At 39.6% G+C, this 24,376-nt stretch carries 22 protein-coding genes and 1 rRNA gene; 12 read left to right on the top strand and 11 right to left on the bottom strand.

The genetic code is table 11. From position 1 onward, the window contains the following. From ES896_RS05500 to dnaA, 8 genes are all read right to left on the bottom strand, one after another. Positions 1 to 80, bottom strand: a 16S ribosomal RNA gene (locus ES896_RS05500); the annotation flags it as partial. A gap of 366 nt (positions 81 to 446) precedes the next feature. After that, a complete protein-coding gene (gyrA, locus tag ES896_RS05495) occupies positions 447 to 2,951 on the bottom strand; it encodes a DNA gyrase subunit A (protein ID WP_046526899.1) in 2,505 nt (834 codons plus the stop codon). 233 nt (positions 2,952 to 3,184) lie between these two features. Continuing rightward, positions 3,185 to 5,101, bottom strand: a complete 1,917-nt coding sequence (gene gyrB / locus ES896_RS05490; RefSeq protein WP_025206585.1) for a DNA topoisomerase (ATP-hydrolyzing) subunit B — start codon at positions 5,099 to 5,101, stop codon at positions 3,185 to 3,187. Between the two features lie 57 nt (positions 5,102 to 5,158). Beyond that, the gene (gene remB, locus ES896_RS05485; RefSeq protein ID WP_024718423.1) at positions 5,159 to 5,404 is read right to left on the bottom strand and encodes an extracellular matrix regulator RemB; all 246 of its coding nucleotides are present in this window, start codon (positions 5,402 to 5,404) and stop codon (positions 5,159 to 5,161) included. Between the two features lie 17 nt (positions 5,405 to 5,421). Then, the gene (gene recF, locus ES896_RS05480) at positions 5,422 to 6,534 is read right to left on the bottom strand and encodes a DNA replication/repair protein RecF (protein WP_007497487.1); all 1,113 of its coding nucleotides are present in this window, start codon (positions 6,532 to 6,534) and stop codon (positions 5,422 to 5,424) included. Between the two features lie 16 nt (positions 6,535 to 6,550). Then, complete coding sequence (yaaA, locus tag ES896_RS05475) at positions 6,551 to 6,766, bottom strand: S4 domain-containing protein YaaA (RefSeq protein ID WP_008347598.1); 216 nt, start codon at positions 6,764 to 6,766, stop codon at positions 6,551 to 6,553. Between the two features lie 150 nt (positions 6,767 to 6,916). Continuing rightward, on the bottom strand, positions 6,917 to 8,053 hold the full coding sequence (gene dnaN, locus ES896_RS05470) for a DNA polymerase III subunit beta (RefSeq protein ID WP_008347596.1): 1,137 nt from the start codon (positions 8,051 to 8,053) through the stop codon (positions 6,917 to 6,919). A 196-nt stretch (positions 8,054 to 8,249) separates the two neighbouring features. Beyond that, on the bottom strand, positions 8,250 to 9,590 hold the full coding sequence (gene dnaA, locus ES896_RS05465) for a chromosomal replication initiator protein DnaA (RefSeq protein WP_008347594.1): 1,341 nt from the start codon (positions 9,588 to 9,590) through the stop codon (positions 8,250 to 8,252). Between the two features lie 620 nt (positions 9,591 to 10,210). On the opposite strand from dnaA, the gene rpmH reads away from it, so the two are divergent. The 11 genes from rpmH to ES896_RS05410 all read left to right on the top strand — a co-directional run bounded on the left by rpmH (position 10,211) and on the right by ES896_RS05410 (position 20,555). Beyond that, complete coding sequence (gene rpmH, locus ES896_RS05460) at positions 10,211 to 10,345, top strand: 50S ribosomal protein L34 (RefSeq protein WP_008360908.1); 135 nt, start codon at positions 10,211 to 10,213, stop codon at positions 10,343 to 10,345. 78 nt (positions 10,346 to 10,423) lie between these two features. Next, positions 10,424 to 10,783: a ribonuclease P protein component gene (gene rnpA, locus ES896_RS05455; protein WP_008347592.1), complete on the top strand. Its 360-nt coding sequence runs from the start codon at positions 10,424 to 10,426 to the stop codon at positions 10,781 to 10,783. Between the two features lie 158 nt (positions 10,784 to 10,941). Continuing rightward, the gene (gene spoIIIJ / locus ES896_RS05450) at positions 10,942 to 11,724 is read left to right on the top strand and encodes a YidC family membrane integrase SpoIIIJ (protein WP_089374159.1); all 783 of its coding nucleotides are present in this window, start codon (positions 10,942 to 10,944) and stop codon (positions 11,722 to 11,724) included. Continuing rightward, positions 11,721 to 12,344 carry an RNA-binding cell elongation regulator Jag/EloR gene (gene jag, locus ES896_RS05445; protein ID WP_041508099.1) on the top strand — a complete coding sequence of 208 codons (624 nt, stop codon included), beginning with the start codon at positions 11,721 to 11,723 and terminating at the stop codon, positions 12,342 to 12,344. The genes spoIIIJ and jag overlap by 4 nt, the downstream gene beginning before the upstream one ends. Before the next feature lie 404 nt (positions 12,345 to 12,748). Further along, positions 12,749 to 14,128: a tRNA uridine-5-carboxymethylaminomethyl(34) synthesis GTPase MnmE gene (gene mnmE / locus ES896_RS05440; protein ID WP_135226530.1), complete on the top strand. Its 1,380-nt coding sequence runs from the start codon at positions 12,749 to 12,751 to the stop codon at positions 14,126 to 14,128. Positions 14,129 to 14,145: 17 nt separating this feature from the next. Beyond that, positions 14,146 to 16,032 (top strand): tRNA uridine-5-carboxymethylaminomethyl(34) synthesis enzyme MnmG, encoded by a 1,887-nt coding sequence (gene mnmG / locus ES896_RS05435; protein ID WP_039169033.1) that lies wholly within the window; start codon positions 14,146 to 14,148, stop codon positions 16,030 to 16,032. Positions 16,033 to 16,045: 13 nt separating this feature from the next. After that, positions 16,046 to 16,765: a 16S rRNA (guanine(527)-N(7))-methyltransferase RsmG gene (gene rsmG, locus ES896_RS05430; RefSeq protein WP_135226529.1), complete on the top strand. Its 720-nt coding sequence runs from the start codon at positions 16,046 to 16,048 to the stop codon at positions 16,763 to 16,765. Between the two features lie 105 nt (positions 16,766 to 16,870). Then, entirely contained in the window at positions 16,871 to 17,746 is an 876-nt protein-coding gene (gene noc / locus ES896_RS05425) for a nucleoid occlusion protein (protein WP_024718432.1), read from the top strand. Positions 17,747 to 17,875: 129 nt separating this feature from the next. Then, positions 17,876 to 18,709 (top strand): YiiX/YebB-like N1pC/P60 family cysteine hydrolase, encoded by an 834-nt coding sequence (locus tag ES896_RS05420; RefSeq protein WP_041508097.1) that lies wholly within the window; start codon positions 17,876 to 17,878, stop codon positions 18,707 to 18,709. Between the two features lie 237 nt (positions 18,710 to 18,946). After that, positions 18,947 to 19,708 carry a sporulation initiation inhibitor protein Soj gene (gene soj / locus ES896_RS05415; protein ID WP_008360890.1) on the top strand — a complete coding sequence of 254 codons (762 nt, stop codon included), beginning with the start codon at positions 18,947 to 18,949 and terminating at the stop codon, positions 19,706 to 19,708. Beyond that, positions 19,701 to 20,555 carry a ParB/RepB/Spo0J family partition protein gene (locus ES896_RS05410; protein ID WP_035390144.1) on the top strand — a complete coding sequence of 285 codons (855 nt, stop codon included), beginning with the start codon at positions 19,701 to 19,703 and terminating at the stop codon, positions 20,553 to 20,555. Before soj ends, ES896_RS05410 begins: the two co-directional genes overlap by 8 nt. 25 nt (positions 20,556 to 20,580) lie before the next feature. Here ES896_RS05410 and yyaC read toward each other — a convergent pair whose 3' ends face one another. After that, positions 20,581 to 21,207 carry a spore protease YyaC gene (gene yyaC / locus ES896_RS05405; RefSeq protein ID WP_008347570.1) on the bottom strand — a complete coding sequence of 209 codons (627 nt, stop codon included), beginning with the start codon at positions 21,205 to 21,207 and terminating at the stop codon, positions 20,581 to 20,583. Between the two features lie 72 nt (positions 21,208 to 21,279). Between yyaC and ES896_RS05400 the strand changes: the two genes are divergently transcribed. Further along, a complete protein-coding gene (locus ES896_RS05400) occupies positions 21,280 to 22,335 on the top strand; it encodes a YkvI family membrane protein (protein WP_135226528.1) in 1,056 nt (351 codons plus the stop codon). Between the two features lie 25 nt (positions 22,336 to 22,360). Here ES896_RS05400 and ES896_RS05395 read toward each other — a convergent pair whose 3' ends face one another. Both ES896_RS05395 and ES896_RS05390 read right to left on the bottom strand, forming a co-directional pair. Further along, the gene (locus tag ES896_RS05395; RefSeq protein WP_007497462.1) at positions 22,361 to 22,771 is read right to left on the bottom strand and encodes a hypothetical protein; all 411 of its coding nucleotides are present in this window, start codon (positions 22,769 to 22,771) and stop codon (positions 22,361 to 22,363) included. Positions 22,772 to 22,786: 15 nt separating this feature from the next. Further along, a complete protein-coding gene (locus ES896_RS05390) occupies positions 22,787 to 24,106 on the bottom strand; it encodes a hydrolase (RefSeq protein ID WP_076821505.1) in 1,320 nt (439 codons plus the stop codon). Between the last annotated feature and the right edge of the window lie 270 nt (positions 24,107 to 24,376).

The following is a 24,376-nucleotide window of genomic DNA, read 5'->3' as shown; positions in this document are numbered from 1 at the left end:
CTCCCTTCTGTCCGCTCGACTTGCATGTATTAGGCACGCCGCCAGCGTTCGTCCTGAGCCAGGATCAAACTCTCCGAAAAAGTACAAAACCGAAGTTTTGCTTTTCGCCAGTTTGACTGACTACCTATGATGTATCATAGGATTTTTTTATAAAAACTCGAATTAACAGGTACGTTTTGTCTTGTTTAGTTTTCAAAGAACTTGTTTGTCACTCTCTCAAAGCGACCACTTAAATATATCATATATCTCTATCAATAGTCAACATTTTTCTTGAAAAACATTTTATTTTTTTAAGAAGTTTTTGTTATGAAAGAGATAAAAAATAGAGCCTCTTTTTGCTCCTTTGAAAGATTAACACATATCTATGAAAAAAGCATTATAAACTTCAAAAAAAATCATGTTTTTTCAAAAAAAAAAATAAAGCCGGTGAAAAACCGGCTTTATTTTCACTCAGATTGCTCTTGATCTGACTCTACATTTTCTACGTTTTCTTCACTATTCTCTTCATCGTCTTCTGGTGATTGTTCTACTAATGCCACTGTAGCGACATGTTCATCATCACCTAGACGGATCAGGCGGACACCTTGAGTGACTCGGCCTGTTGTGGAGATATCTGAAACGGCCATACGGATGATGACACCACTACCTGTAATAATCATCAAGTCTTCTTCAGCTTCAGCGTTAGTCGCCTTCACTGCAACAAGCGGACCGTTGTTGTCAGTGATCTTGCATGTTTTCAGACCTTTACCACCACGGCTTTGGACACGATATTCTTTTTCAGGCGTTAATTTACCATAACCTTTTTCAGTTACGATCAATACGTTTGCATCTGGCTCAAGGATTTCCATTCCAACGACGATGTCATCCTCAGAAAGTGTGATCCCTTTAACTCCAGCTGCTGTACGTCCCATTTCACGAACATCTGTCTCGTCGAAACGAATGAGCATTCCTTTTTTCGTTCCGATGATAATTTGTTTTTCACCATTGGTTAAACGAACAGCCATCAATTCATCTTCATCACGTAGGCTGAGTGCAATCAAACCGTTGTTACGGATGTTTGCAAATTGAGACAATGACGTTCTTTTCGATACACCGTGTCTTGTTGTAAAGAAGAGATACGAATCTTCATCAAATTCGCTGACTGGAATAATGGCGTTTATCCACTCTCCCTTTTCTACTTCAAGAAGGTTAATAATCGGAATCCCTTTCGCTGTTCGTCCGAACTCAGGGATCTCATAGCCCTTCGCTCGATAAACCTTCCCTTTATTAGAGAAGAAGAGAATTGTATCGTGCGTAGATGTTGAGATCAGCTGTTCAACGAAATCATCTTCGTTGGTTCCCATTCCTTGTACACCTTTACCGCCTCTTTTTTGACTGCGGTATGTTGATGCAGGCAGGCGCTTAATATAACCATTATGAGTCAGTGTGATCACAATATTTTCAACAGGAATCAAATCTTCGTCTTCGATTGTTTCTATACCCGCTGTCACAATTTCTGTGCGGCGCGTATCATTGAAGCGTTCTTTGATTTCTGTTAATTCTTCTCTAATGATTTCTAGAACTTTCTCATTGTCTGCTAGAATGGCTTTCAATTCAGCAATCAAGTCAACAAGCCCTTTGTATTCATCTTCTATTTTCTCTCTTTCTAAACCAGTCAAACGCTGGAGTCGCATATCGAGAATGGCCTGTGCTTGTTTTTCAGACAAGCTATAGTTTTCCATCAAACCATTTCTTGCAATTTCAGCAGTTTGAGAGCCTCTAATTAAGGCAATGACCTCATCTAAGTGATCAAGCGCAATTCTTAAGCCTTCTAAAATATGAGCTCTTGCTTCCGCTTTACGCAATTCATACGCCGTTCTTCGACGAATGATCACTTTCTGATGCTCAAGGTAATATTCAAGACATTGTTTGAGAGATAACACTTTCGGCTGTCCATCAACAAGTGCAAGCAAGTTAATACCGAAGGACGTTTGAAGTGTCGTTTGTTTATAAAGATTGTTTAATAGAACATGGACGTTTGCGTCTCTTCGTAGTTCAATGACAATTCTCATTCCATTACGGTCAGATTCATCACGAAGATCTGTAATGCCATCAATCTTTTTATCACGGACAAGATCTGCGATTTTTTCGATCAAACGAGCTTTGTTAACCTGATAAGGAATCTCGTTGATGACAATGCGCTGCTTACCACTAGATGTTTCTTCGATATTTGACTTTGCACGTAATGTAATAGAGCCTCGTCCTGTTTCATACGCTTTACGAATACCGCTTCGGCCAATGATTTGTCCCGCAGTTGGGAAGTCTGGACCTGGAATGATGTCCATTAGTTCCTGTGTCGTCATTTCAGGATTTTGACTAATTGCCAATACCCCATCAATCACTTCACCCAGTTGGTGAGGCGGGATATTCGTTGCCATCCCTACAGCAATTCCAGTTGCCCCGTTCACTAATAAGTTCGGGAACCTAGCAGGCATAACGACTGGCTCTCTTTCGCTGCCATCGTAGTTATCTTGATAATCAATGGTGTCCTTTGTGATATCACGCAGGATCTCCATCGAAATTTTAGAAAGACGTGCCTCGGTATAACGCATGGCTGCTGCACCGTCTCCATCGACAGACCCAAAGTTCCCGTGCCCTTCAACCAGCATATTACGATAGTTGAAATCTTGCGCCATCCGAACCATCGCTTCATATACAGCGCTATCACCGTGAGGGTGGTACTTACCGATAACTTCCCCAACGATACGAGCAGATTTCTTAAATGGTTTATCACTTGTCATACCTAGGTCATTCATCGCGTACAAAATTCTTCGATGCACGGGCTTCAATCCGTCTCGCACATCTGGTAATGCACGCGAAACAATAACACTCATTGCATAATCTAAAAAGGACGTACGCATTTCATGGCTAATATTCACTTCGCGTACATTCGGTGTATGTTGTTCACTCACTATAAGAACCTCCCTTTACGTATCACATGAAATAAATTATGTGGGAGTAAAATATGTATTTATCTTCACAAGACTATTCTCCATTATATCAATAATCTTGCCTTTATACACATTTATTTACTAGAAAATCAACGAAACGTAGAAAACCAGGACATTCGTTTCACGCCCCTGTTTCTTGAAAAACAACCTTATTCCAAACAAGAAATAAGGTTGCTCTCAAGGGGGATACCTATCTAAATATCAAGATTTTTTACGTATTGTGCATTTTCTTCGATAAAGTTACGTCTCGGCTCTACTTTATCTCCCATTAGCATTTCAAAAGTCTCATCAGCATCGATTGCATCCTCAAGTGTCACTTGAAGAAGTGTTCTCGCATCAGGATCCATTGTTGTTTCCCAAAGCTGAGTAGCATTCATCTCTCCAAGACCTTTATAACGCTGAAGTCCAGGTTTCGGTGTTTGAGGCAGTGTTTTTAACAGTTCATCTAGCTGTTTATCGTTATACACGTATTCAACACGTTTTCCTTGCTGCACTTTATATAAAGGCGGCTGTGCGATATACACATAACCGTTTTCAATGATTTCACGCATGTAGCGATAGAAGAATGTTAGGAGTAGCGTCCGAATATGCGCTCCATCAACATCAGCATCAGTCATGATCACAATTTTGTGATAACGTGCTTTCTCTAAAGTGAAGTCTTCTCCGATTCCAGTCCCTAGCGCTGTAATCATTGAACGAACCTCGTTGTTAGATAAAATTTTATCTAGTCGGGCTTTTTCAACGTTTAGGATCTTCCCTCTTAACGGTAAGATCGCTTGGAAATGTCGATCACGACCTTGCTTAGCAGATCCGCCCGCAGAATCTCCCTCTACGATATAAAGCTCAGAGATGGAAGGATCTTTAGAAGAACAGTCTGCCAGTTTCCCAGGCAAGCTAGAGACTTCCAGTGCACTTTTACGTCTTGTCAGCTCACGTGCCTTTTTGGCAGCCATTCTTGCACGAGCTGCCATCACACCTTTCTCCACAATTTTCTTTGCAGCATCAGGGTTCTCTAAGAGGAATTTCTCAAGTGCTTCGGAGAAGAGGGAGTCGGTAATGGTTCTTGCTTCTGAGTTACCGAGCTTTGTCTTCGTTTGTCCTTCGAATTGAGGGTCTGGATGTTTGATAGAGATAATGGCTGTTAAGCCTTCTCGTACATCTTCACCGCTCAAATTCGAGTCTCCATCTTTGAATACGCCATTTTTACGAGCATAATCATTGATGACACGCGTCAGACCGGTTTTAAAGCCAGCTTCGTGTGATCCGCCTTCATATGTGTTGATGTTATTGGCGAAAGAATAAATATTGCTTGTATAGGAATCGTTGTATTGCAGTGCAACTTCAACGGTGATTCCGTCTTTTTCACCCTCGATGTAAACTGGTTCTTCATGAACGACTTCCTTCGAGCGATTCAAATGTTCTACATAGCTCTTAATACCGCCTTCATAGCAGTATTCGTTTCTTCGCTCTTTGCCTTCACGTAAGTCTTCAATGATGATGTTGACGCCTTTTGTTAAGAAAGCTAACTCACGTACACGGTTAGCAAGTGTGTCGTAATCAAATTCAATGGTTTCAGTGAAAATTTCTGGATCTGGCACAAAATGAGTGGTTGTCCCTGTTACATCTGTTTCACCAATGATCTCTAAATCTCCAACTGGAACACCGCGTTTGAATTGTTGATAATGAATTTTTCCATCACGGTATACAGTCACGTCTAAGGTCGTAGATAACGCATTAACAACAGATGCCCCTACACCATGCAGACCGCCAGATACTTTATAACCGCTGCCGTCAAATTTACCACCAGCGTGAAGAACAGTCATAATAACCTCTACAGCAGGACGTCCCATTTTCTCATGAATCCCAACAGGAATTCCGCGACCGTTATCTTTCACTGTGATGCTATTATCTTTTTCAATTTGCACTGTAATGTCTGTACAATAACCAGCTAAAGCCTCATCAATACTGTTGTCGACAATTTCCCATACAAGATGGTGAAGTCCTTTTGCACTGGTTGACCCAATGTACATTCCTGGACGTTTTCTAACCGCTTCTAGTCCTTCGAGCACCTGTATCTGATTTTCATCATAACTATTATGTTGCTGTTCCATTGCCACGTACATTCACCTACACTTTTCTTAAACGATATATTTATATGAATTGAGCTTTTAGACTTCAATTTCAATCACAAATGAAGCACGTTTTTTGAGCGTGCTTGAGGAAAGAGGAGAGTAATAAACAGATTTAGTTGTGACGACGATGGATTTGGGTGTCCCCTGTGACAACGAAATGATTTGTTCTTCTTGTTTTTGAAGAAATTCCTCTACAACAGAAGATGACCTCATTTTGTAATCAACAATTGCGACAATCTCTCGTGTAGAAACAACACAATCATCACCTAAATGAATATACAAGACCCACACCTCATTTATCAGTCAATTACTTTTCCACTGGCTACTCTGAAAATTTCCGCTTCTTTCAAGGTGGCGTGATCGATGCCTTCAACACTTGTTGTGGTGACGAAGGTCTGTACACGTCCCTGAATGGTATGGAGCAAATGAGACTGTCTGTAATCATCAAGTTCAGATAAAACATCATCGAGTAGAAGAATTGGGTATTCACCGATTTCTTCATGAATCAGATCAATTTCTGCCAGCTTTAGTGAAAGAGCTGTTGTTCTTTGCTGCCCTTGAGAGCCATATGTCTGAACATCCCGACCATTCACAAAGAAAAGAAGATCATCTCTGTGAGGCCCCCATAGCGTCACCCCTCGGTCTATTTCTCTGTCTCTTAGTTTCTGAAACGATTCTTCATAGCTATTTTTTATTTTCGACAAGTCTGACGCTTCTGATACCTCTATGGCCGTCTGGTATTGGAGCGTGAGCGTTTCCAGCTCTCTTGAAATCCCAAAATGCAGCGGCTGCGCCCATTTTTCGAGCTGTTTCGTAAAAGTCAGTCGTCTTTTGACAACCTTCGCTGCCGCATCAATCAACTGCTCTGTTAAAATCTCCAGCATCGCTTGATCCGTTTGCTTTCTTGTTTGCAATTGTTTCAAGTAATGATTTCGCTGAGTGAGGATTTTTTGATAGAGCGATAAATCATGCAAGTAGACAGCAGACACTTGTCCAATCTCCATGTCGAGGAATCTTCTGCGGATTTGCGGGCTACCTTTCACAAGGCTGAGATCCTCTGGTGCAAACATGATGGTGTTCAAGGCACCAACATAATGACTGAGTTTCTGTTGTTCAATGTGATTGACCTTGCCCTTTTTTCCTTTTTTTGAGATCACGAGCTGCATGGGGAGTGGACCATTTTTTTTGATGACTCTACCTTCTATTTTAGCATAGTCTTCGTCCCATCGGATAAGTTCTTTATCATTTGACGTACGATGAGACTTTGCCATCGACAATACATAGATCGCTTCCATCAGGTTCGTTTTACCTTGGGCGTTCTCACCAATCATCACATTCACCTTATTGTCGAATTGAAGCTCGGTGTGTTCATAGTTTCGGTATGAAGTTAACGCCAGACTTTGAATGTACATGTATTGTCACCCGTTTCTAATTCACAACTTGAAATGTGCCGTGACCTTCTATCTCGACAACATCACCTGGGTATAATTTGCGTCCCCGTCTATTATCTGGCTCTTGATTGATGAACACCTCATGTTCACTTAAAAACCACTTCGCCATTCCACCAGATTGAATGACTTCGGCTAATTTCAAAAACTGCCCTAATGTAATCATTTCTGTTTCAATCGTTATCAGATTAGGCATTGTATCGACCTCTTTCAATATCACTAATATCTAATTGTACTAAAAAACAAGACCAGAAGGAAAGGGGGAAAGCGAACTGGGATGAAAGAAAGCAGAGGAAATGAGGAAAAAAGCTGCTGTGCGCTCACACAGCAGCCATTTTAGACCAAATTAATACGTTCTAACTGGAAGAATCAATTGCAAAATGGAATCATCATTTGGCGTGCGTAATAGGAATGGTCTCATTGCGCCAGTGAAACTGACATGAATCTCTGTTCCCTCTAATACTTTTAAAGCATCTAGCATATATTTCGGACTGAAAGAGATTTTGAGATCCTCCCCTTTAATGTCATCTGCTTGCACCGTTTCAACTACTTTACCGATTTCAGGCGAATTAGAAGAGATTTCAAGGCTTTGAGCAGGATCAGCAGAAAGCTTCACAACGTTGTTACGCCCTTCTCTTGCTAAAAGTGACGCGCGATCAATCGCTTGAAGGAATTCTTTCGTATTCACCACTACATCCGTTTTACTTTCTTGCGGAATGAGGCGAGCTGTATCTGGGTAATTACCATCCAGCAATCTTGAGAAGAATAGCACGTTCTGTGCTTTAAAGAGAACCTGTGTCTCCGTAATGACGATGCTCACAAGATCTTGTCCATCATCAAGAATTTTACTTAGCTCTGTTAAACTCTTTCCTGGAATGACCACATTGTACGAGCTTTCCTCGTTAATATCCAACTTCGCTTTTCTTAAAGCAAGACGATGGCTATCCGTTGCTGTGCATATTAATTCACCTTTTTCAACCTTCCAGTTTACACCTGTCAAGATAGGTCGTGTTTCTGAGGTGGACACTGCGAAAACCGTTTGACGGATAAGGTTTTTAAGCAAATCTGTTGGAATTTGAAAAGCATGATGCTCTTCAATTTGTGGCAGATGCGGATATTCTTCAGCATCTAAACCGTTTAAATTAAATTCTGCTGAACCAGAGCGGATGATGGTCAGATGATTTTGTTCTACCTCAATTTCGACTGTAGACATAGGCAGTTTCTTAACGATTTCGCTAAAGAAGCGGGCTTGCAGCACAATACTTCCTGGTCGATCAATTGTAATGACTTCTAAATCTCCATCTCTTTGAGGAATAAAAGATTCGATTGAGATATCAGAATCGCTCCCTGTGAGAGAAACCCCTTCATCAGATGCAACAATTTTAATCCCTGTCAAAATAGGAATCGTTGTTCTAGAGGATACGGCCTTTAATACATCTTGGACACTTTCAACAAGACGATCTTTTTGAATCGTGAATTTCATAGTGGTCCTCCTAATTTTTCTTAATGACATGTATATATATTTATTTAATAAAAATCGTAGAAGTACTAGTAGGGCTTGTGAATATGTGGATAAGTCAGTAGAAAGAAAGGAAAGACAGCCTATCCACATGTGGACAGACTGTGTATGACTATGCTCTAGTTATTCACATTTTCCCGTACTTATCTTATCAGCTTGATTATTTTAGTTGTTCTTTGATCTCTTTGACATGCTGCTGAAGCTGTTCATCTTCAACGATTAATTTTGAAATTTTCTCATGAGCATGAATGACGGTCGTATGATCTCGTCCGCCAAATTCTTCTCCGATTTTAGGTAGAGAGGAATCGGTCATTTCTCTAGAGAGATACATCGCAATTTGTCTTGGATAAGCAACTGATTTCGTACGTTTCTTCGCTTTGAAATCTTCTAATCGAATATTAAATTGCTGCCCTACAATTCTTTGAATATCTTTAATTGTAATCACCTTAGGTTTTGATGAAGGAATGATGTCCTTTAGGGCTTCAGCTGCTAGATCAGCATTGATGTCTTTATTGATTAAAGAAGAGTAAGCAACAACACGAATCAAAGCACCTTCCAGTTCCCGAATGTTGCTGTCGATTTGATTGGCAATATAAAGCATGACTTCATTCGGAATGTCTAAACCTTCTGCTTTTGCTTTTTTACGTAAGATCGCAATACGCGTTTCTAGATCTGGTGGGGTAATGTCTGTAATTAAGCCCCATTCGAATCGAGAGCGTAATCTGTCTTCAAGTGTCGGAATTTCCTTTGGCGGCCGGTCACTAGAAATGACGATTTGCTTACTTTCTTCGTGAAGTGTGTTGAATGTATGGAAAAACTCTTCTTGTGTTTGTTCTTTTCCTGCTAAAAATTGAATATCATCTATCAAAAGCACATCTACATTCCGATAGCGATTACGGAAATCGACTGCTTTGTTGTCCCGGATTGAGTTGATAAATTCATTTGTAAATTTTTCAGATGATAGATAGACCACTTTGGCTGATGGATTATGGTCGATGACGTAATGACCGATCGCATGCATTAAGTGAGTCTTTCCTAAACCAACGCCCCCATAAATAAAAAGCGGGTTATATGCTTTTGCTGGTGCTTCTGCGACTGCAAGTGAAGCTGCATGAGCAAAACGGTTGCCTGAACCAATAACAAAAGTATCAAATGTATATTTTGGATTCAGCATATTTTGTGGAATTTCAACGGGTTCTTCTTTCGACATTTTTTTGATTGGAGATTTTGGCATGGCTTCCTCTTCGTCCTGATTTTGAGGAATGATAAATTTGATGCTGAGCTCTTCGCCTGTCAGTTCATAGATGGTATCTGCAATTAAGTGAAGGTATCTTGACTCGAGCCAGTCCCTCGCAAATTCATTAGGTGCAGTAATAGTCAGCGTATCTCCTTGAAGAGAATGGGCTTTAGTGGACTTCATCCATGTTTCAAAACTAGGTTTGCTCAATTTTGTCTCTATTTTTTGAAGTGCTTTATTCCACAGATCCAAAATATTTTCCATAAGGCTTCTCCCCCCTCCTTTTCTTTTTAAAATGACCAGTATCAAACTGTTATAGAACACGAAAAAGAGCAAATGGTCATCACCATTCGTGCACATACTTTGTTGAAAACAATTAATATAGTAGAAAAACGTCTTTTCGACAAATTACACAGGTTGTGGATAAACAATTCAACAAGCTGTGTAATAACTTTCCACAGGTTATCCACAAATTGTGGATAAGATAAATAGGCCAGATAAGTAATTAAGAGTTAAAACACAAATATAATATCAAAATAAACAAGATGGTGCAATGGGTGTCACAAACTTATCCACACACTTTACATCCTGTTGAAAAATAATTATCCACATAGGTTATTTGTGTGAAAAAAATGTCGATAATGGATGTGGATAGTCAAAATATGCCGGAAAAATATCCACAACCTTGTTTTGAAGGTTTTTTTGAAGGAAAAAAAGAATAAAATGCTGGAAACTAAAAAAGAAGGTTTCTTCACTTGATAACTTGTGTTATGCTTATAAGGTTGATAATAAGAGTTTTATCATTGATATTGACAATCGATGGGTTACACAAATATAATGAGTTAGACTGTCTTAAACAGCTATTCCTCAGGGAGGTGTCATAAATGAAAAGAACGTTTCAACCAAATAACCGTAAGCGTAGTAAAGTTCATGGCTTCCGCAGCCGTATGAGTTCTAAAAACGGACGTCTAGTTTTAAAGCGACGCCGCAGCAAAGGTAGAAAAAAATTATCAGCTTAGGCCACTGAATAATGTCAGTGGTCTTTTTTACATAAAATCGTAAATGAACTGTCAGTTTTTATCGGAGTGGAAGAAAACATGAAGAAGCGAAACAGGCTAAAAAAAAATGAAGAGTTTCAAACAGTGTTCAAAAAAGGTCAATCAATGGCTAATCGCCAATTCGTCATTTATCAGCTGGACCAACCAAATCAAGAAGAACTGCGTTTAGGATTGTCTGTCAGTAAGAAGATAGGTAATGCAGTGATAAGAAACCGGATTAAACGATTGATCCGTCAGGTGTTCTTAGAGGAAGGTCATAAGCTAAAGCAAGAAAAAGACTACATTGTTATCGCACGAAAACCAGCAAGCGAATTGACCTTTGAAGAAACAAAGAAGTCTCTCCAGCATTTATTTAGAAAATCCGCTGTTTATCAACAACAACCGAAAAAGTCTTCGTAATAGAAACTTTCGTTGAATCAATTTTTAAAAGCGCTTCCTTCATCTAGTGAATTAAAATGAAACCACCACTTTGTAATGAAAAAATGTTACCATACTGATTAGGTGAGTCACTTTCGTAATCAATTCCAACTTAAATAAAGTTTGAAGTAATGGGAGGAATCTTGTTGAAAAGGCGATTATTACTAATATTTAGCTTGATTGGCGTATTGGTTCTATTGGCAGGATGTACACAAATCAATGAACCAATCACATCAGATAGTAAGGGATTCTGGAATTCTTACATTGTATACCCGCTATCTCAATTAATCACTTACATGGCAAACTTAACTGGTGAAAACTATGGTGTAGCGATTATTATTGTAACTCTTTTAATTCGTTTGCTTATTTTACCATTAATGATTAAACAATTAAGAAGTACAAAAGCAATGCAAGCACTTCAGCCAGAACTAAAGAAGCTTCGTGAAAAATATAGCTCAAAAGATCAAAAAACACAGCAGCAGCTTCAACAGGAAACAATGGCTCTTTTCCAAAAGAATGGTGTAAATCCATTAGCAGGGTGTTTCCCAATCTTAATTCAAATGCCAATCTTAATTGGTTTTTATCATGCGATCATGAGAACAGCTGAAATCAAGAAACATACTTTCTTATGGTTTGACTTAGGCAGTCCAGATCCATTATTCCTGTTACCGATTATTGCAGGTGTAGCTACTTTTATACAGCAGAAGCTAATGATGGCTGGAAATCCTTCGGACAACCCTCAAATGGCGATTATGCTTTGGGTGATGCCGATTATGATCATTGTATTTGCAATCAGTTTCCCAGCGGCACTTTCACTGTACTGGGTTGTAGGTAACATTTTCATGATCATTCAAACTTTGGTCATTAAAACACCTCAAGTAAAAGTTGATACAAAAGAAAAAGCTGGCGGGAACAAAAAATGAAGGAAATAACTGCTGTCGGTCGCACAGTCGAAGAAGCAGTAGATTCCGGACTGAAACAAATTCAACTACTACAAGAAGAAGTAGATATCACAATAGTAGATGAAGGAAACAAAGGGTTTTTAGGATTATTTGGTAAAAGACAAGCTGTTGTCAAGTTAGTAGAAAAGCGAGATGCGCTCAAATTAGCAACACAGTATTTAGATAAAATTGTTAAATCAATTGATCCTAAAGCAAACATTGTTTCGAAAAAAGAAACGAAAAAGATCTCTTTTCACATTGATGGAGACAAAACTTCATTAATGATTGGAAAAAGAGGACAAACACTGTACTCTTTAGAAACCTTGGTGCAGTTAGTGTTTAATCGTTATTCTGATCAGTATCATCATATTACAATTGATATTGGAGATTATAGGAAGAAACGACAAGAAGCACTTGAACAATACGCAATCAAAACGGCAAATCGTGTTTTAAAAACGAAGAGAAAGGTTCATTTAGAACCGATGCCTTCGAATGAACGAAAAGTCGTTCATGATACGATTGCAGCATTTTCTAAAGAACTTGCCACGGCATCCGAAGATACAGGCACCAAGCGTCATGTTGTGGTGCTGTATAAAAAATAGCAGAAAGGCTAAGATTCAGCAAAGCTGGATTTTAGTCTTTTTTTATTGAAAAATTACCTTTTAATAGTAGATTACTCCTTTATTTCTAAAAAGTTAGTGTGTTATTTAGATCGAAAACGTCATTTTCCCTTAGTTGCAAAGGGAGAAGGGCGTTTTAATTTATTGGATTTAGGTGTAAGATGTGAAGACAAGTTTAGAACGTCGTTATTCACATGTGGATAAGTTAAGTGTTAAAATAGACAGGGTGTAAAACTGTGGATAATTAAATGTGGGCTACTTTCGCTTCGCATGCATTTATGGTATCTTTAAATTTTGGATTAAGCGTTTTTGATATAGAGATGGACAACGTCCATTTATAATAGATATAAGACTGTCTATTGAATAGAGAAAGAGGTGAATGAGCGGTGGATACAATTGCAGCAATTTCTACACCAATGGGTGAAGGGGCAATTGCCATTATACGTTTAAGTGGGCCTGATGCAGTTCAGATTGCTGATCGCATGTATAAGGGGCCTAAGGAAAAAAAACTTGTATCAGTGGATTCTCATACAATTCATTATGGTCATATTGTAGATTCAAGTACCGAGAAAGTGATAGAAGAGGTCATGGTGTCTGTATTAAGAGCGCCAAAAACATTTACGAGAGAAGACGTTATTGAGATCAACTGCCATGGCGGAATTGTCACGGTCAATAAAGTCTTGCAGCTTGCTTTAAAAGAAGGAGCGAGATTAGCGGAGCCAGGTGAGTTTACAAAACGCGCTTTCCTAAATGGAAGAATCGACTTGTCACAAGCAGAAGCCGTAATGGACTTGATTCGTGCAAAAACTGACCGTGCGATGAATGTCGCAATGACTCAAATGGAGGGACGTCTCTCCGGTTTGATTAAACGTCTTCGTGGTGAGATATTGGAGACACTTGCCCATGTAGAAGTGAATATTGATTATCCAGAGTATGACGATGTTGAAGAAATGACACATCGAGTCTTAGTTGAAAAGGCGACATCTGTGAAAAAGGAAATTGAATCGCTTCTAACGACTTCACAGCAGGGGAAAATCCTACGTGAGGGCTTATCTACTGTTATTATTGGAAGGCCAAATGTTGGGAAGTCTTCCTTATTAAATAGTCTTGTTCAGGAAACAAAGGCGATTGTGACCGATATTCCTGGAACAACCAGAGATGTCATCGAGGAATATGTGAATGTAAGAGGAGTACCGCTCCGTTTAGTAGATACTGCGGGTATACGTGAGACTGAAGACATTGTTGAGCGTATTGGGGTCGAGCGATCAAGACAGGTCTTAAAAGAAGCTGACCTGATTTTACTTGTGCTCAATTATAGTGAAGAGTTATCCGAGGAAGATATTAAGCTATTTGAGGCTGTCTCAGGTATGGATATTATTGTGATTGTCAATAAGACAGATCTTGAGCCTAAACTTGATGTAGAAAAGGTAAAAGAGTTAGCGAAGGATCGTCCGGTTGTTACAACATCTTTATTACAAGAAAAAGGGATTGATGAGCTTGAAATGGCCATTCAATCTTTATTCTTCACAGGCTCAATTGAAAGTGGAGATTTAACGTATGTGAGCAATACTAGGCATATTGCGCTCCTTCAAGAAGCAAAACAATCGATTGAAGATGCTCTAGAAGGAATTGAAATGGATGTACCGATCGACATTGTTCAAATAGATTTAACACGCTGCTGGGAGCAGCTAGGTGAAATTATTGGGGATGCTGTTCATGAAAGCTTAATCGATCAGTTATTCTCTCAATTCTGTTTAGGAAAGTAAAGGGAGGAACAAAAGAAATGGGTTATGAAGCTGGCCAATATGATGTAATCGTCGTCGGTGCCGGTCATGCTGGTGTTGAGGCTGCTCTTGCTTCTGCAAGACAGGGCGCCAAAACACTTGTATTGACCATCAATCTCGATATGGTTGCTTTTATGCCATGTAATCCGTCCGTAGGAGGTCCCGCTAAAGGGATTGTCGTCAGAGAAATTGATGCGCTAGGCGGGGAAATGGCACGAAATATAGATAAGACGCACATTCAAATGCGTATGCTGAATACTGGAAAAGGACCTGCTGTCCGTGCGTTAAGAGCGCAAGCAGATAAGTTTCAATATCAGCACGAAATGAAAAAAACAATGGAAAATGAACCAAACCTAACAATGCTACAAGGGATGGTAGACCATTTAATTGTAGAAGATGATGAATGTAAAGGTGTTGTGACTCAAACAGGTGCAAATTATCGCGCGAAATCTGTTGTTCTAACGACTGGTACTTTCTTAAAAGGCCGCATTATTTTAGGGGATCTTTCTTATTCAAGCGGTCCTAATAATCAGCAGCCTTCCATTAAATTATCGGATCATCTAGCAGAATTAGGATTCGATTTGGTTCGCTTTAAAACTGGGACACCACCACGAGTAAACAGCCACTCGATTGATTATAGTAAGACGGAAATTCAACCAGGTGACGATGTACCACGTGCGTTTTCTTATGAAACTGTGGAATATATTACAGATCAATTACCATGCTGGTTAACATACACGAGTTTAGAGACTCATCAAATTATTGATGAGAATCTTCACCGTTCTCCTATGTATTCAGGTATGATTAAAGGAACAGGTCCTAGATACTGTCCGTCTATTGAGGATAAGGTGGTTCGTTTTAACGATAAACCGAGACATCAAATTTTCTTAGAGCCAGAAGGCCGTAATACGCAAGAAGTGTATGTTCAAGGTTTATCTACAAGTCTGCCAGAGGATGTACAGCAGCGAATGCTGTCAACCATTCCAGGGCTTGAAAATGTACAAATGATGCGAGCGGGTTATGCCATTGAGTATGATGCGATTGTGCCTACACAATTGTGGCCGACACTTGAGACGAAGAAAATTTCTGGATTATATACAGCTGGCCAAATTAATGGTACCTCTGGTTATGAGGAAGCAGCAGGTCAAGGAATTATGGCAGGTATCAATGCAGGAAGAAAAGCATTGGGTAAAGAAGAAGTCATTTTAAGCCGATCTGATGCATATATCGGTGTTCTCATTGATGATCTTGTCACGAAGGGTACAAATGAACCTTACCGTCTTTTAACTTCTCGTGCAGAGTATCGTTTACTTCTGCGTCATGACAATGCTGATTTAAGATTAACGGAACTTGGATATAACATTGGTTTAATTTCTGAAGAGAGATTCCAAGCATTCACACAGAAAAAAGAGGCCATTGAAGCAGAGAAAAAACGTTTATATTCTGTCATTATTAAACCTACAGCAGAGACACAGGAATATATCCGTTCTCTTGGTGGAAGTGAATTGAAGGACGGTATTCGAGCAAGTGATCTGATGAAGCGTCCAGAGATGAACTATGAATCTGTTGTGAAACTAGCTCCTGCTGACACACCGCTTCCTGCTGATGTGTGTGAACAGGTAGAGATTCAAATTAAATATGAAGGTTATATTGAAAAGTCGCTCCAACAAGTTGAAAAGCTGAAAAAGATGGAAAACAAAAAGATTCCGGATCGAATCGATTATGATGCCATCAAAGGGATTGCAACTGAAGCGAAGCAAAAGCTAAAAGAAGTCCGACCGCTTTCTGTTGCACAGGCTTCTCGTATTTCAGGCGTTAACCCTGCTGATATTTCTATCCTTTTAGTGTATTTGGAGCAGGGACGTATTGCGAAGATAGCAGAGTAGAAAGGATGTCGGCATGAACATTGAACAATTTACAGCAGCACTAGAGGAGAAAGGGATCACTCTTTCTCCAGTGCAGCTTGAACAATTTGAAACTTACTTCCATATGCTTGTAGAATGGAACGAGAAGATGAATTTAACGTCCATTACAGAAAAGGAAGAAGTATATTTAAAGCATTTTTATGACTCGATATCAGCAGCATTTTTTATTGATTTTCACAATGTGACAACAATTTGTGATATTGGAGCTGGTGCTGGTTTTCCAAGCATTCCTCTTAAAATTTGTTTCCCTCATCTACATGTGACCATTGTTGATTCTCTCCAGAAACGCATTACGTTTCTCAATGAGTTAGCAAAAGGGTTAAACTTACAAGATACTACTTTTTATCATGATCGTGCGGAGACCTTTGGGCAACGTAAAGATCAACGTGAAAGCTATGACCTTGTCACCGCTAGAGCAGTTGCGCGCTTATCTGTCTTGAGCGAACTATGCCTGCCTCTTGTGAAAAAGGAAGGTTTGTTTGTTGCATTAAAAGCATCTGCTGCAGATGAAGAGGTGCAAGCAGGAAAAAAAGCCGTTACTGTCCTCGGAGGAGAGGTTGTTGAAAAGCATTCCTTTGTTCTTCCTTTAGAAGAAAGCGAACGGAACATCATTGTCATTGAAAAGAAAAAACAAACACCAAAAAAATATCCTAGAAAACCAGGAACACCTAATAAATCACCAATAGAGGGTTGATCATGTAAAAGGTCGGTTTTTCTTCAATATTTATGATTTTACAGAAGGAAAAAACATGAGAAAATAGAATTATAAAAAGGTAGTTTTTAAAGGTGGTGTAGGTTCATGAAGCATTCACTCTCACGCTTCTTCGGGCTTGGTGACAAAGAACATCCTGAGCGTGATACCGAAATAGAGGCAGAGATTGCTGAGCATGAAACATTAAAGGAAGAGATACAGGAGCTCCCGGTCGACACAATTATGCCTAACCGTTTTCAGCCACGCACCATTTTTTCAGAAGAAAAGATACAAGAGCTGGCCACAACCATTCATACCCATGGCATTATTCAACCGATTGTTGTTAGACCAACAGAAGAAGAAGGAAAATATGAACTGATCGCCGGCGAAAGACGTTGGAGAGCGGTACAAACTCTTCAATGGGAGAAGATCCCCGCTATTATAAAAGATTTTACTGATACGGAAACGGCATCTGTGGCATTGATTGAAAATTTGCAAAGAGAAGAGCTGTCTGCAATTGAAGAGGCTCATGCTTATGCTCGTCTTTTAGAGCTTCATGATTTAACGCAAGAAGCGCTTGCTCAGCGTTTAGGTAAGGGACAATCGACTGTTGCAAACAAACTAAGACTTTTAAAGTTGCCTGAAGAGGTACAGCAAGCCATTTTGGAGAAAAAAATCTCTGAGAGACATGCCCGTTCACTTGTACCTCTAAAGCTGCCAGAATTACAGATCACGCTGTTGCAGGAAATCATCGAAAAGCAGCTGAATGTGAAACAGACTGAAGAGCGTGTAGTGAAGATGCTTGAACAAAAAACAGATCGCAAACCGAAGCCGAAACGTAAGGCGTTTAGCCGAGATACGCGAATTGCGATGAATACCATTCGTCAGTCTCTCCACATGGTAGAAGACAGCGGACTTAAAATAAACACCGAGGAAGAAGAATTTGAGGAATATATCCAATTAACGATTCGAATTCCTAAATAGAAAGAAGCTGATGAGCATTACTCGTCAGCTTTTTTTGTCTTTCTCTCCCTTCAATTCATGATATTTACTTATTATTAATTAATTGGTAAAATATGATTTTCATAGTAGAAGGGAGGTGACATATAACCGATGAAAATGAAAAAGACTATTTTTGCTATTATCTGTTATTTACTAATCTCTTTTTCTCTTTTTTCAAATGAAACGACTGTATTTGCTGTGAGCACGTCAACGAATCATGATACTCATTCAGCGGAAGAAACGATTACGAAAGAAGAACTGAGTACTCTGAAGAAACAAGGTGTGGTTTCGACAGATGTAACGGTTCAACAATTAAATCAAGAGCAAGCGTCTCAGGACGATGCGATCGATGTGATCACAGCTGATGATGATTTGGAGAACTATGGTTTAAGGCAAAACAAACAGGATGAAATGGTAACGGATGAAAGGCCGAATACCATTCGCCATCTTTTTGGTAAACCGTATCCTGGAACCGATATTATGCCTCAAAAAGGGGATATATTGGTGACGAGCACTGGTGCTTTGAATGGTTTAATTGGTCATGCAGGCATCGTCATTAATGAGAAAAGCTATGCATCCATTCCTGGGTTCCGGCAGCATCCAAATATTGATTCCATTCAAAGCTGGTTTCGCTATAGTGCCAATACAAAGGTGATTCGGATTAATCATCAGGAAAAGGCAGATTTAGCAGGGGATTGGGCGCATGATTACGTGAAAGACCATCCGAAGGCTCGATATTCGATCACTATGTCTATTCAATCCTTGGACCCTACTTATTGTTCAAAGATTGTATGGCAGGCTTACGCGAAAACCGGGGACGCTGTTGGACATGCCACATTTACCATTAAAGCACCCTATGGTTTTTTGAAAAAGAAGAACTATAAAACAGTGACACCTAAAGTCATTGTAAGTGAAGGCCGAAAAATTGGCGGGCTAAACTTTTGATTGTATCTCCCTCACTTTTATAAAAGTGGGGGTTTTTTGTCTAGTTATTTTCTTTAAAAAAGATATATTAATATATTTTTAAAACATATTTTTATGCATCTATTCATGTACGGAAACACAGATTCATTCACGAATTTATAATGGGGAAACAAAAAAAGCAAACGTTTCATACTTTTTTTGATAGAATAGGAAGTATGAATGAATGAGAAATTTGTTAAGTTGAAAGTGGGTGACATCGTGGGGAAAATCATAGCGATTACCAACCAGAAGGGCGGCGTTGGGAAGACGACAACTTCTGTTAATTTGGGTGCGTGTTTAGCATACATAGGAAAACGAGTGTTGTTAGTTGATATTGATCCGCAGGGAAATGCCACGAGTGGTATTGGGATTGAGAAGGCCGACGTAGAGAAGTGCGTGTACGATATTTTAGTAGACGATGCAGATGTACTTGATGTGATTAAGACGACAGAGGTCGAAAATCTTGATGTCATTCCTGCGACGATACAGCTTGCAGGGGCGGAAATTGAGCTTGTGCCTACGATCTCACGTGAAGTGAGGCTGAAAAGAGCACTTGAATCTGTGAAGCAAAATTATGATTATATGATTATTGACTGCCCGCCATCGCTTGGATTACTGACGATTAATGCGTTAACTGCATCCGATTCTGTTTTAATACCGGTTCAGTGTGAATATTATGCGCTTGAAGGATTGAGTCAATTGTTGAATACGGTTCGTCTTGTGCAGAAACATCTAAATACCGACCTTGCCATTGAAGGTGTCTTACTGACAATGCTGGATGCAAGAACAAATCTTGGAATCCAAGTCATCGAAGAAGTAAAAAAATACTTTAGAGATAAAGTCTATCAGACCGTGATTCCGAGAAATGTGAGACTAAGTGAAGCGCCTAGTCATGGGAAACCTATTATCTTGTATGATCCACGTTCAAGAGGTGCAGATGTCTATTTAGACTTAGCAAAGGAAGTGGATGCGAATGGCTAAAGGTCTTGGAAAGGGTATTAATGCACTATTTAACAATGTGGATGCCAATGAAGAAACTGTCGAAGAAATTAAGTTGAAGGATTTGCGTCCGAACCCTTATCAGCCGAGGAAAACGTTTGATGATGATGCATTGTCTGATCTCAAAGAATCAATTCAGCAGCATGGTGTTTTACAGCCGATTATTGTTCGTAAGTCCATTAAGGGATATGACATTGTCGCGGGAGAACGCCGTTTCCGTGCAGCACAACAAGCTGGTTTGACAACGATTCCTGCGATCGTCAGGGAATTTTCAGAAACACTGATGAGGGAGATCGCTCTTTTAGAAAACTTACAGCGCGAGGATTTATCTCCATTAGAGGAAGCGGAAGCCTATGCCTCCTTACTAGATCACTTAAGTGTGACTCAGGAGGAATTAGCCAAGCGATTAGGCAAAAGCAGACCGCATATTGCGAACCACCTTCGTTTATTAACATTACCGGATGAAGTACAGAAGCTGATTGCAGATGGAACATTATCCATGGGACATGGACGCACGCTGCTTAGTTTGAAAAACAAAAAGAAGCTGGCGCCATTGGTAAAGAAGGTCGTGGACGAAGGATTAAATGTCCGTCAGGTTGAGAAACTTGTTCAGCAATTAAATGAAAATGTTCCACGTGAAACAAAGAAAAAAGAAGCACCAAAGGATCGCATGTTGAAAGAAAGAGAATCTTTCTTACAAAATTACTTTGGTACTTCAGTGACGATCAAGAAACAGAAGAAAAAAGGGAAAATTGAGATTGAATTTCTCTCAAATGAAGATTTAGAAAGAATCCTTGAATTGCTTTCTACGAGAGAATCATCGGAATGACCATCTTGATATGAGATGGTCTTTTTTATATTCTTCCCGTGATATTTTGAATAGGGGTGAAGAGAGAACGGCTTTTTTCTCTCGTCCAATCCATTTGATCAATGTGGGATAGACTTTCAGACAGTGTATTGGCCATAGACATCACAAGATGGAGACGTGTGTTTTGGAGAACGAAGTATTCCATAAAACCGCTCACGTTGACGATTCCATTAATATGAATATTACCTACTTCTGGAAGCTCTTTTTGGACACCTGCACCGGGCTTTAACGGTCCTTCTCCAATTTGAAACGATCCTACACTTTTCACTCTCCCTAAACAGGCATCAACGGCTACGATAAATGGATGTTTATGAGCTTGTTCAATTTCAGCGAGCTTTTCCTTTAAATTGACCGCATGCACTGGGTCAGAGAGAGTGCCGTATACATGCAGCTTTTTTAAATCCAGACCTGAAAGCTTTGTTCCTACAAGTGGACCTAGAGAGTCACCGGTTGAGCGGTCTGTTCCTATGCAGACGATGGCAACGGGTCTTTTTCCTGCTTTCTGAAGATGCGAGAATAAAATACTTTTAAGCTGCTGAATGGCATTTGTATCCGTATGGGACACGTATTCTTTCACCCTATTTCTTAAAAAAAGACCGTTCTTGCTATTCATAGGTCTCACTTCCTTGTCATAGTAGTTAGTAACAGTATACGGAAACAAGCTTAATTCTATACCTATGAGGTGATGATTGTGTGGAAGGCTGGTTCAAGGTGGACGCTTTTAATTTTAGGAAGCTTGATAGGAGCGGGATATGCCTCTGGTCAAGAAATTTGGCAGTTTTTTGGCCTTGATAGCGGACTAGCCATTCTACTGTTTACGCTCATGTTTATGCTGTCGACCTATGTGGTGTTAAAAATCAGTTATGAGGTGCGTGCTGATCATTTTGTGCCGGTGTTAGAGCGTCTTGTAGGTCCTTGGCTGGCCAAGGTGTATGATATTTTAATTGTTCTTTATCTATTCACGACAACAACAGTCATGATTGCCGGTGGCGGGGTGACACTTGAGATGTATCATGTGCCATTTTGGGTTGGAATCGGTGCATTTTGTTTATTCTCATTTATGATTTTTTTCTGGGATGTGAAAGGGCTCTTATCTGTGAATGCCTTCATTATACCAATTTTGGTGGCGGGGCTCATCTATGCGTTTGTTTTTTATTATATGAATAATGATCATATGTGGAGAATTGATTTTGGCCAGCAATACAATTGGCCTGCCAGTATCGTCTTTGCTTCTTTGAATATATTATCTGTTGTGGCGGTGCTATCTTCAGTGGGGAAAGAAATGAAGGGGCTTGGAGAGGCCAAGGTTGCAAGTATATTAAGCGGTTTGATTTTTGGTGTCATTTCTTATGTGTATAACGAAATACTAGTTGATATTTCTGGGAGTCTTTCAGCAGAAGGGATTCCTTTGTTTACAGTATTAGAGGGGGCACCAACATCATTGTTTGTGTTTATGACCATTGTTCTTTGTTTAGCGATTTATACAACAACTGCTGCGGGATTATTTGGTTTATCCAGCCGCATGCTCTCTTTTGTACGAATGCCCCGCTGGTTCATTGTATTCATCATGCTTCTTTTGATGGCACCTTTAACCTCTCTTGGATTTGCTGATTTAATTGCTTTCTTGTATCCGATTTACAGCTTGCTCAATCTTTATTTGCTTGTCTGTTTAATGCTGTATCCGATTTTAAGTAAAAAGATATTTTTCCGTTCTAAAAATTATACTGATAAAATAAAATAAACACCTCTCTTTCAAAGAGAAGTGCTTATTTTATCCGAATGGAATCAATCGCTTCCTTGATATCGTCATATACAGGCATGTGCTGGAGACGCTGCATGCGTTCCTCTATTTCTGAGATGGCTTGTCCCTTTAAATGCTGGGATACATGCTGTTTGACAATGGTTGTCTGGTTCATCATGTCTTCTGTTTTGGACAATTGGTACTCCAAGTGCATGCGTGTGTTTGCCAATTCATCGTGAAGCCGCATTTTCAGCAATCGCTTTAAATCTTTTCGTTGTCCTTCTCTGCGCATGGCCTGAATAGCGGCAATTTCTTCAGGTGATTGCGATTGTGTTTGTGGTGCAGATTGACTTTCGAATACAGACATGGAGCGGCGGGCACTCACATTTTGCAAGAAACGCTGGGCGTCACTAGGAGGTTTATTTTGATTGATCATATGGCGACTCCTTTCTTAACGAATACCCATTTGCATCGCAAGGCGTCTATCTGCCTTGGCATAGTCATCACCCATTGTGTACATATGTCTTGAAAGGGTGGAAAGTTCTTGTTCGTAGTCTCTCAAGGTGTACAAGGCATTCAGTTGTTTTTCATGAGAATAAAAGGATGATTGCGGCTGCTCCATCCTTACTTCCTCTAACAGTGCTTCTACATCGCTATGGGTTAATAAATCATAGTGACCAAATCCTACAAGTCCTTTCAGCTCTTGTTTTACATGATGGACGGCATCTTTGACACTATCATCAATTCCATCTATTTTCTCAAATACAGTGTGTACTTCATGTTCAATAATACTTTGTAGATCATACGATGAATTTTTTAGTAAATGGGATTTTATGATAATTTCAAGCCCGTTTTGTGCATATGCACGGCCTGAATGGATTTCTTGTAAAAGCATCGCTGTAAAACTTGTATTGTGATCAAGCTGTTCATCTAAAATACGAGCGGTTCCATTCGAATGGAATGAATACCCATTTACTTTGAATTCTCCTGAAACGAGAGCTAAAAATGCATTTGTATCAAACGATTCGTTCCACTCTATATTCATTGATGCAAAAGCTGATCTTAAAAAGGTGTCAATTTCTCTTGGTTTATATTTTATGGATTCTTGGACCGATCCCTGCTCCCGGGGTGGTACGGTGTACTTGACTTGTCCAACTCCATGATCATGGCGATTGAGTAAACCTACATAATGATTGGGTTGAATATATTCCGTGAGAACATGGGTATATTTTCCTTCTACTGCTTTTTGCTGAATGGAAGGTGCCAGGCTGCTCCATATATTTGGGCTATCGAATGTGATGGCTTTTTTGACAGCTGGCTGTTCTGTCGCAATGTAAGCACAAACAGCACCGGCAAGCGCTTGTCCAGTGAGATAGATGGTTGCATTCGGGTGCTTCTGACAGACGTCCTCGATGTATTCCTTCCCTTTAAAAAAGACATGATCTTGTTTCCCGGCTAAGGATTTTCTTTCAATGGGGTAGGCATAATCCGTTTTTAACAATGATTGGGTAGCCGTTTGAACTTCTTGTGTCGATGTCACCGTCATTTGTTTTGGCAGAGGACAGTGAAACGCGACAATGAACTCATCTGACTGTTCCTGCTGCATCGTTAAACCATATAATTGATGATCTATTTTTAGAAAATCGTTGACAGTGAGCGTATGCTGACCTACTTCTATCGTATGGTTCTGCTGGTAATTCTCTGCGTTTCCAGCGTGATCGGATATGATTTTATAATCTTTGTCGGTTAATCTATCCTTTCGATTGACCATCGTACCTGCTCCCTCACATAACATTTATGCAGATATCATAAATCAAAAAATATGGAAAAACCACAGCGTTCTACCAATAAAAACCTTTTGACCTACAGTGTTTGTGACAATATTGAAAAAAAGCGGAGTTTAAGTAACTATTGGTCACAAATAAAATGATCTAAAAGAAGGGTTTTTTCTATAAAAAAGAACGGGATTGATACATGACAGCGGCTCTTTATTTTGTGCATTGCTCTCTATCGGCATTTTTTTGTACAATAGATTTAATGA

The organism is Bacillus sp. 005/A4HT-01/001, assembly GCF_004634445.1.
GTDB lineage: Bacteria > Bacillota > Bacilli > Bacillales > Bacillaceae > Bacillus > Bacillus altitudinis.
The sequence above is the reverse complement of the archived record's forward strand: the minus strand, read 5'-3'. Positions and strand labels throughout refer to the sequence as shown.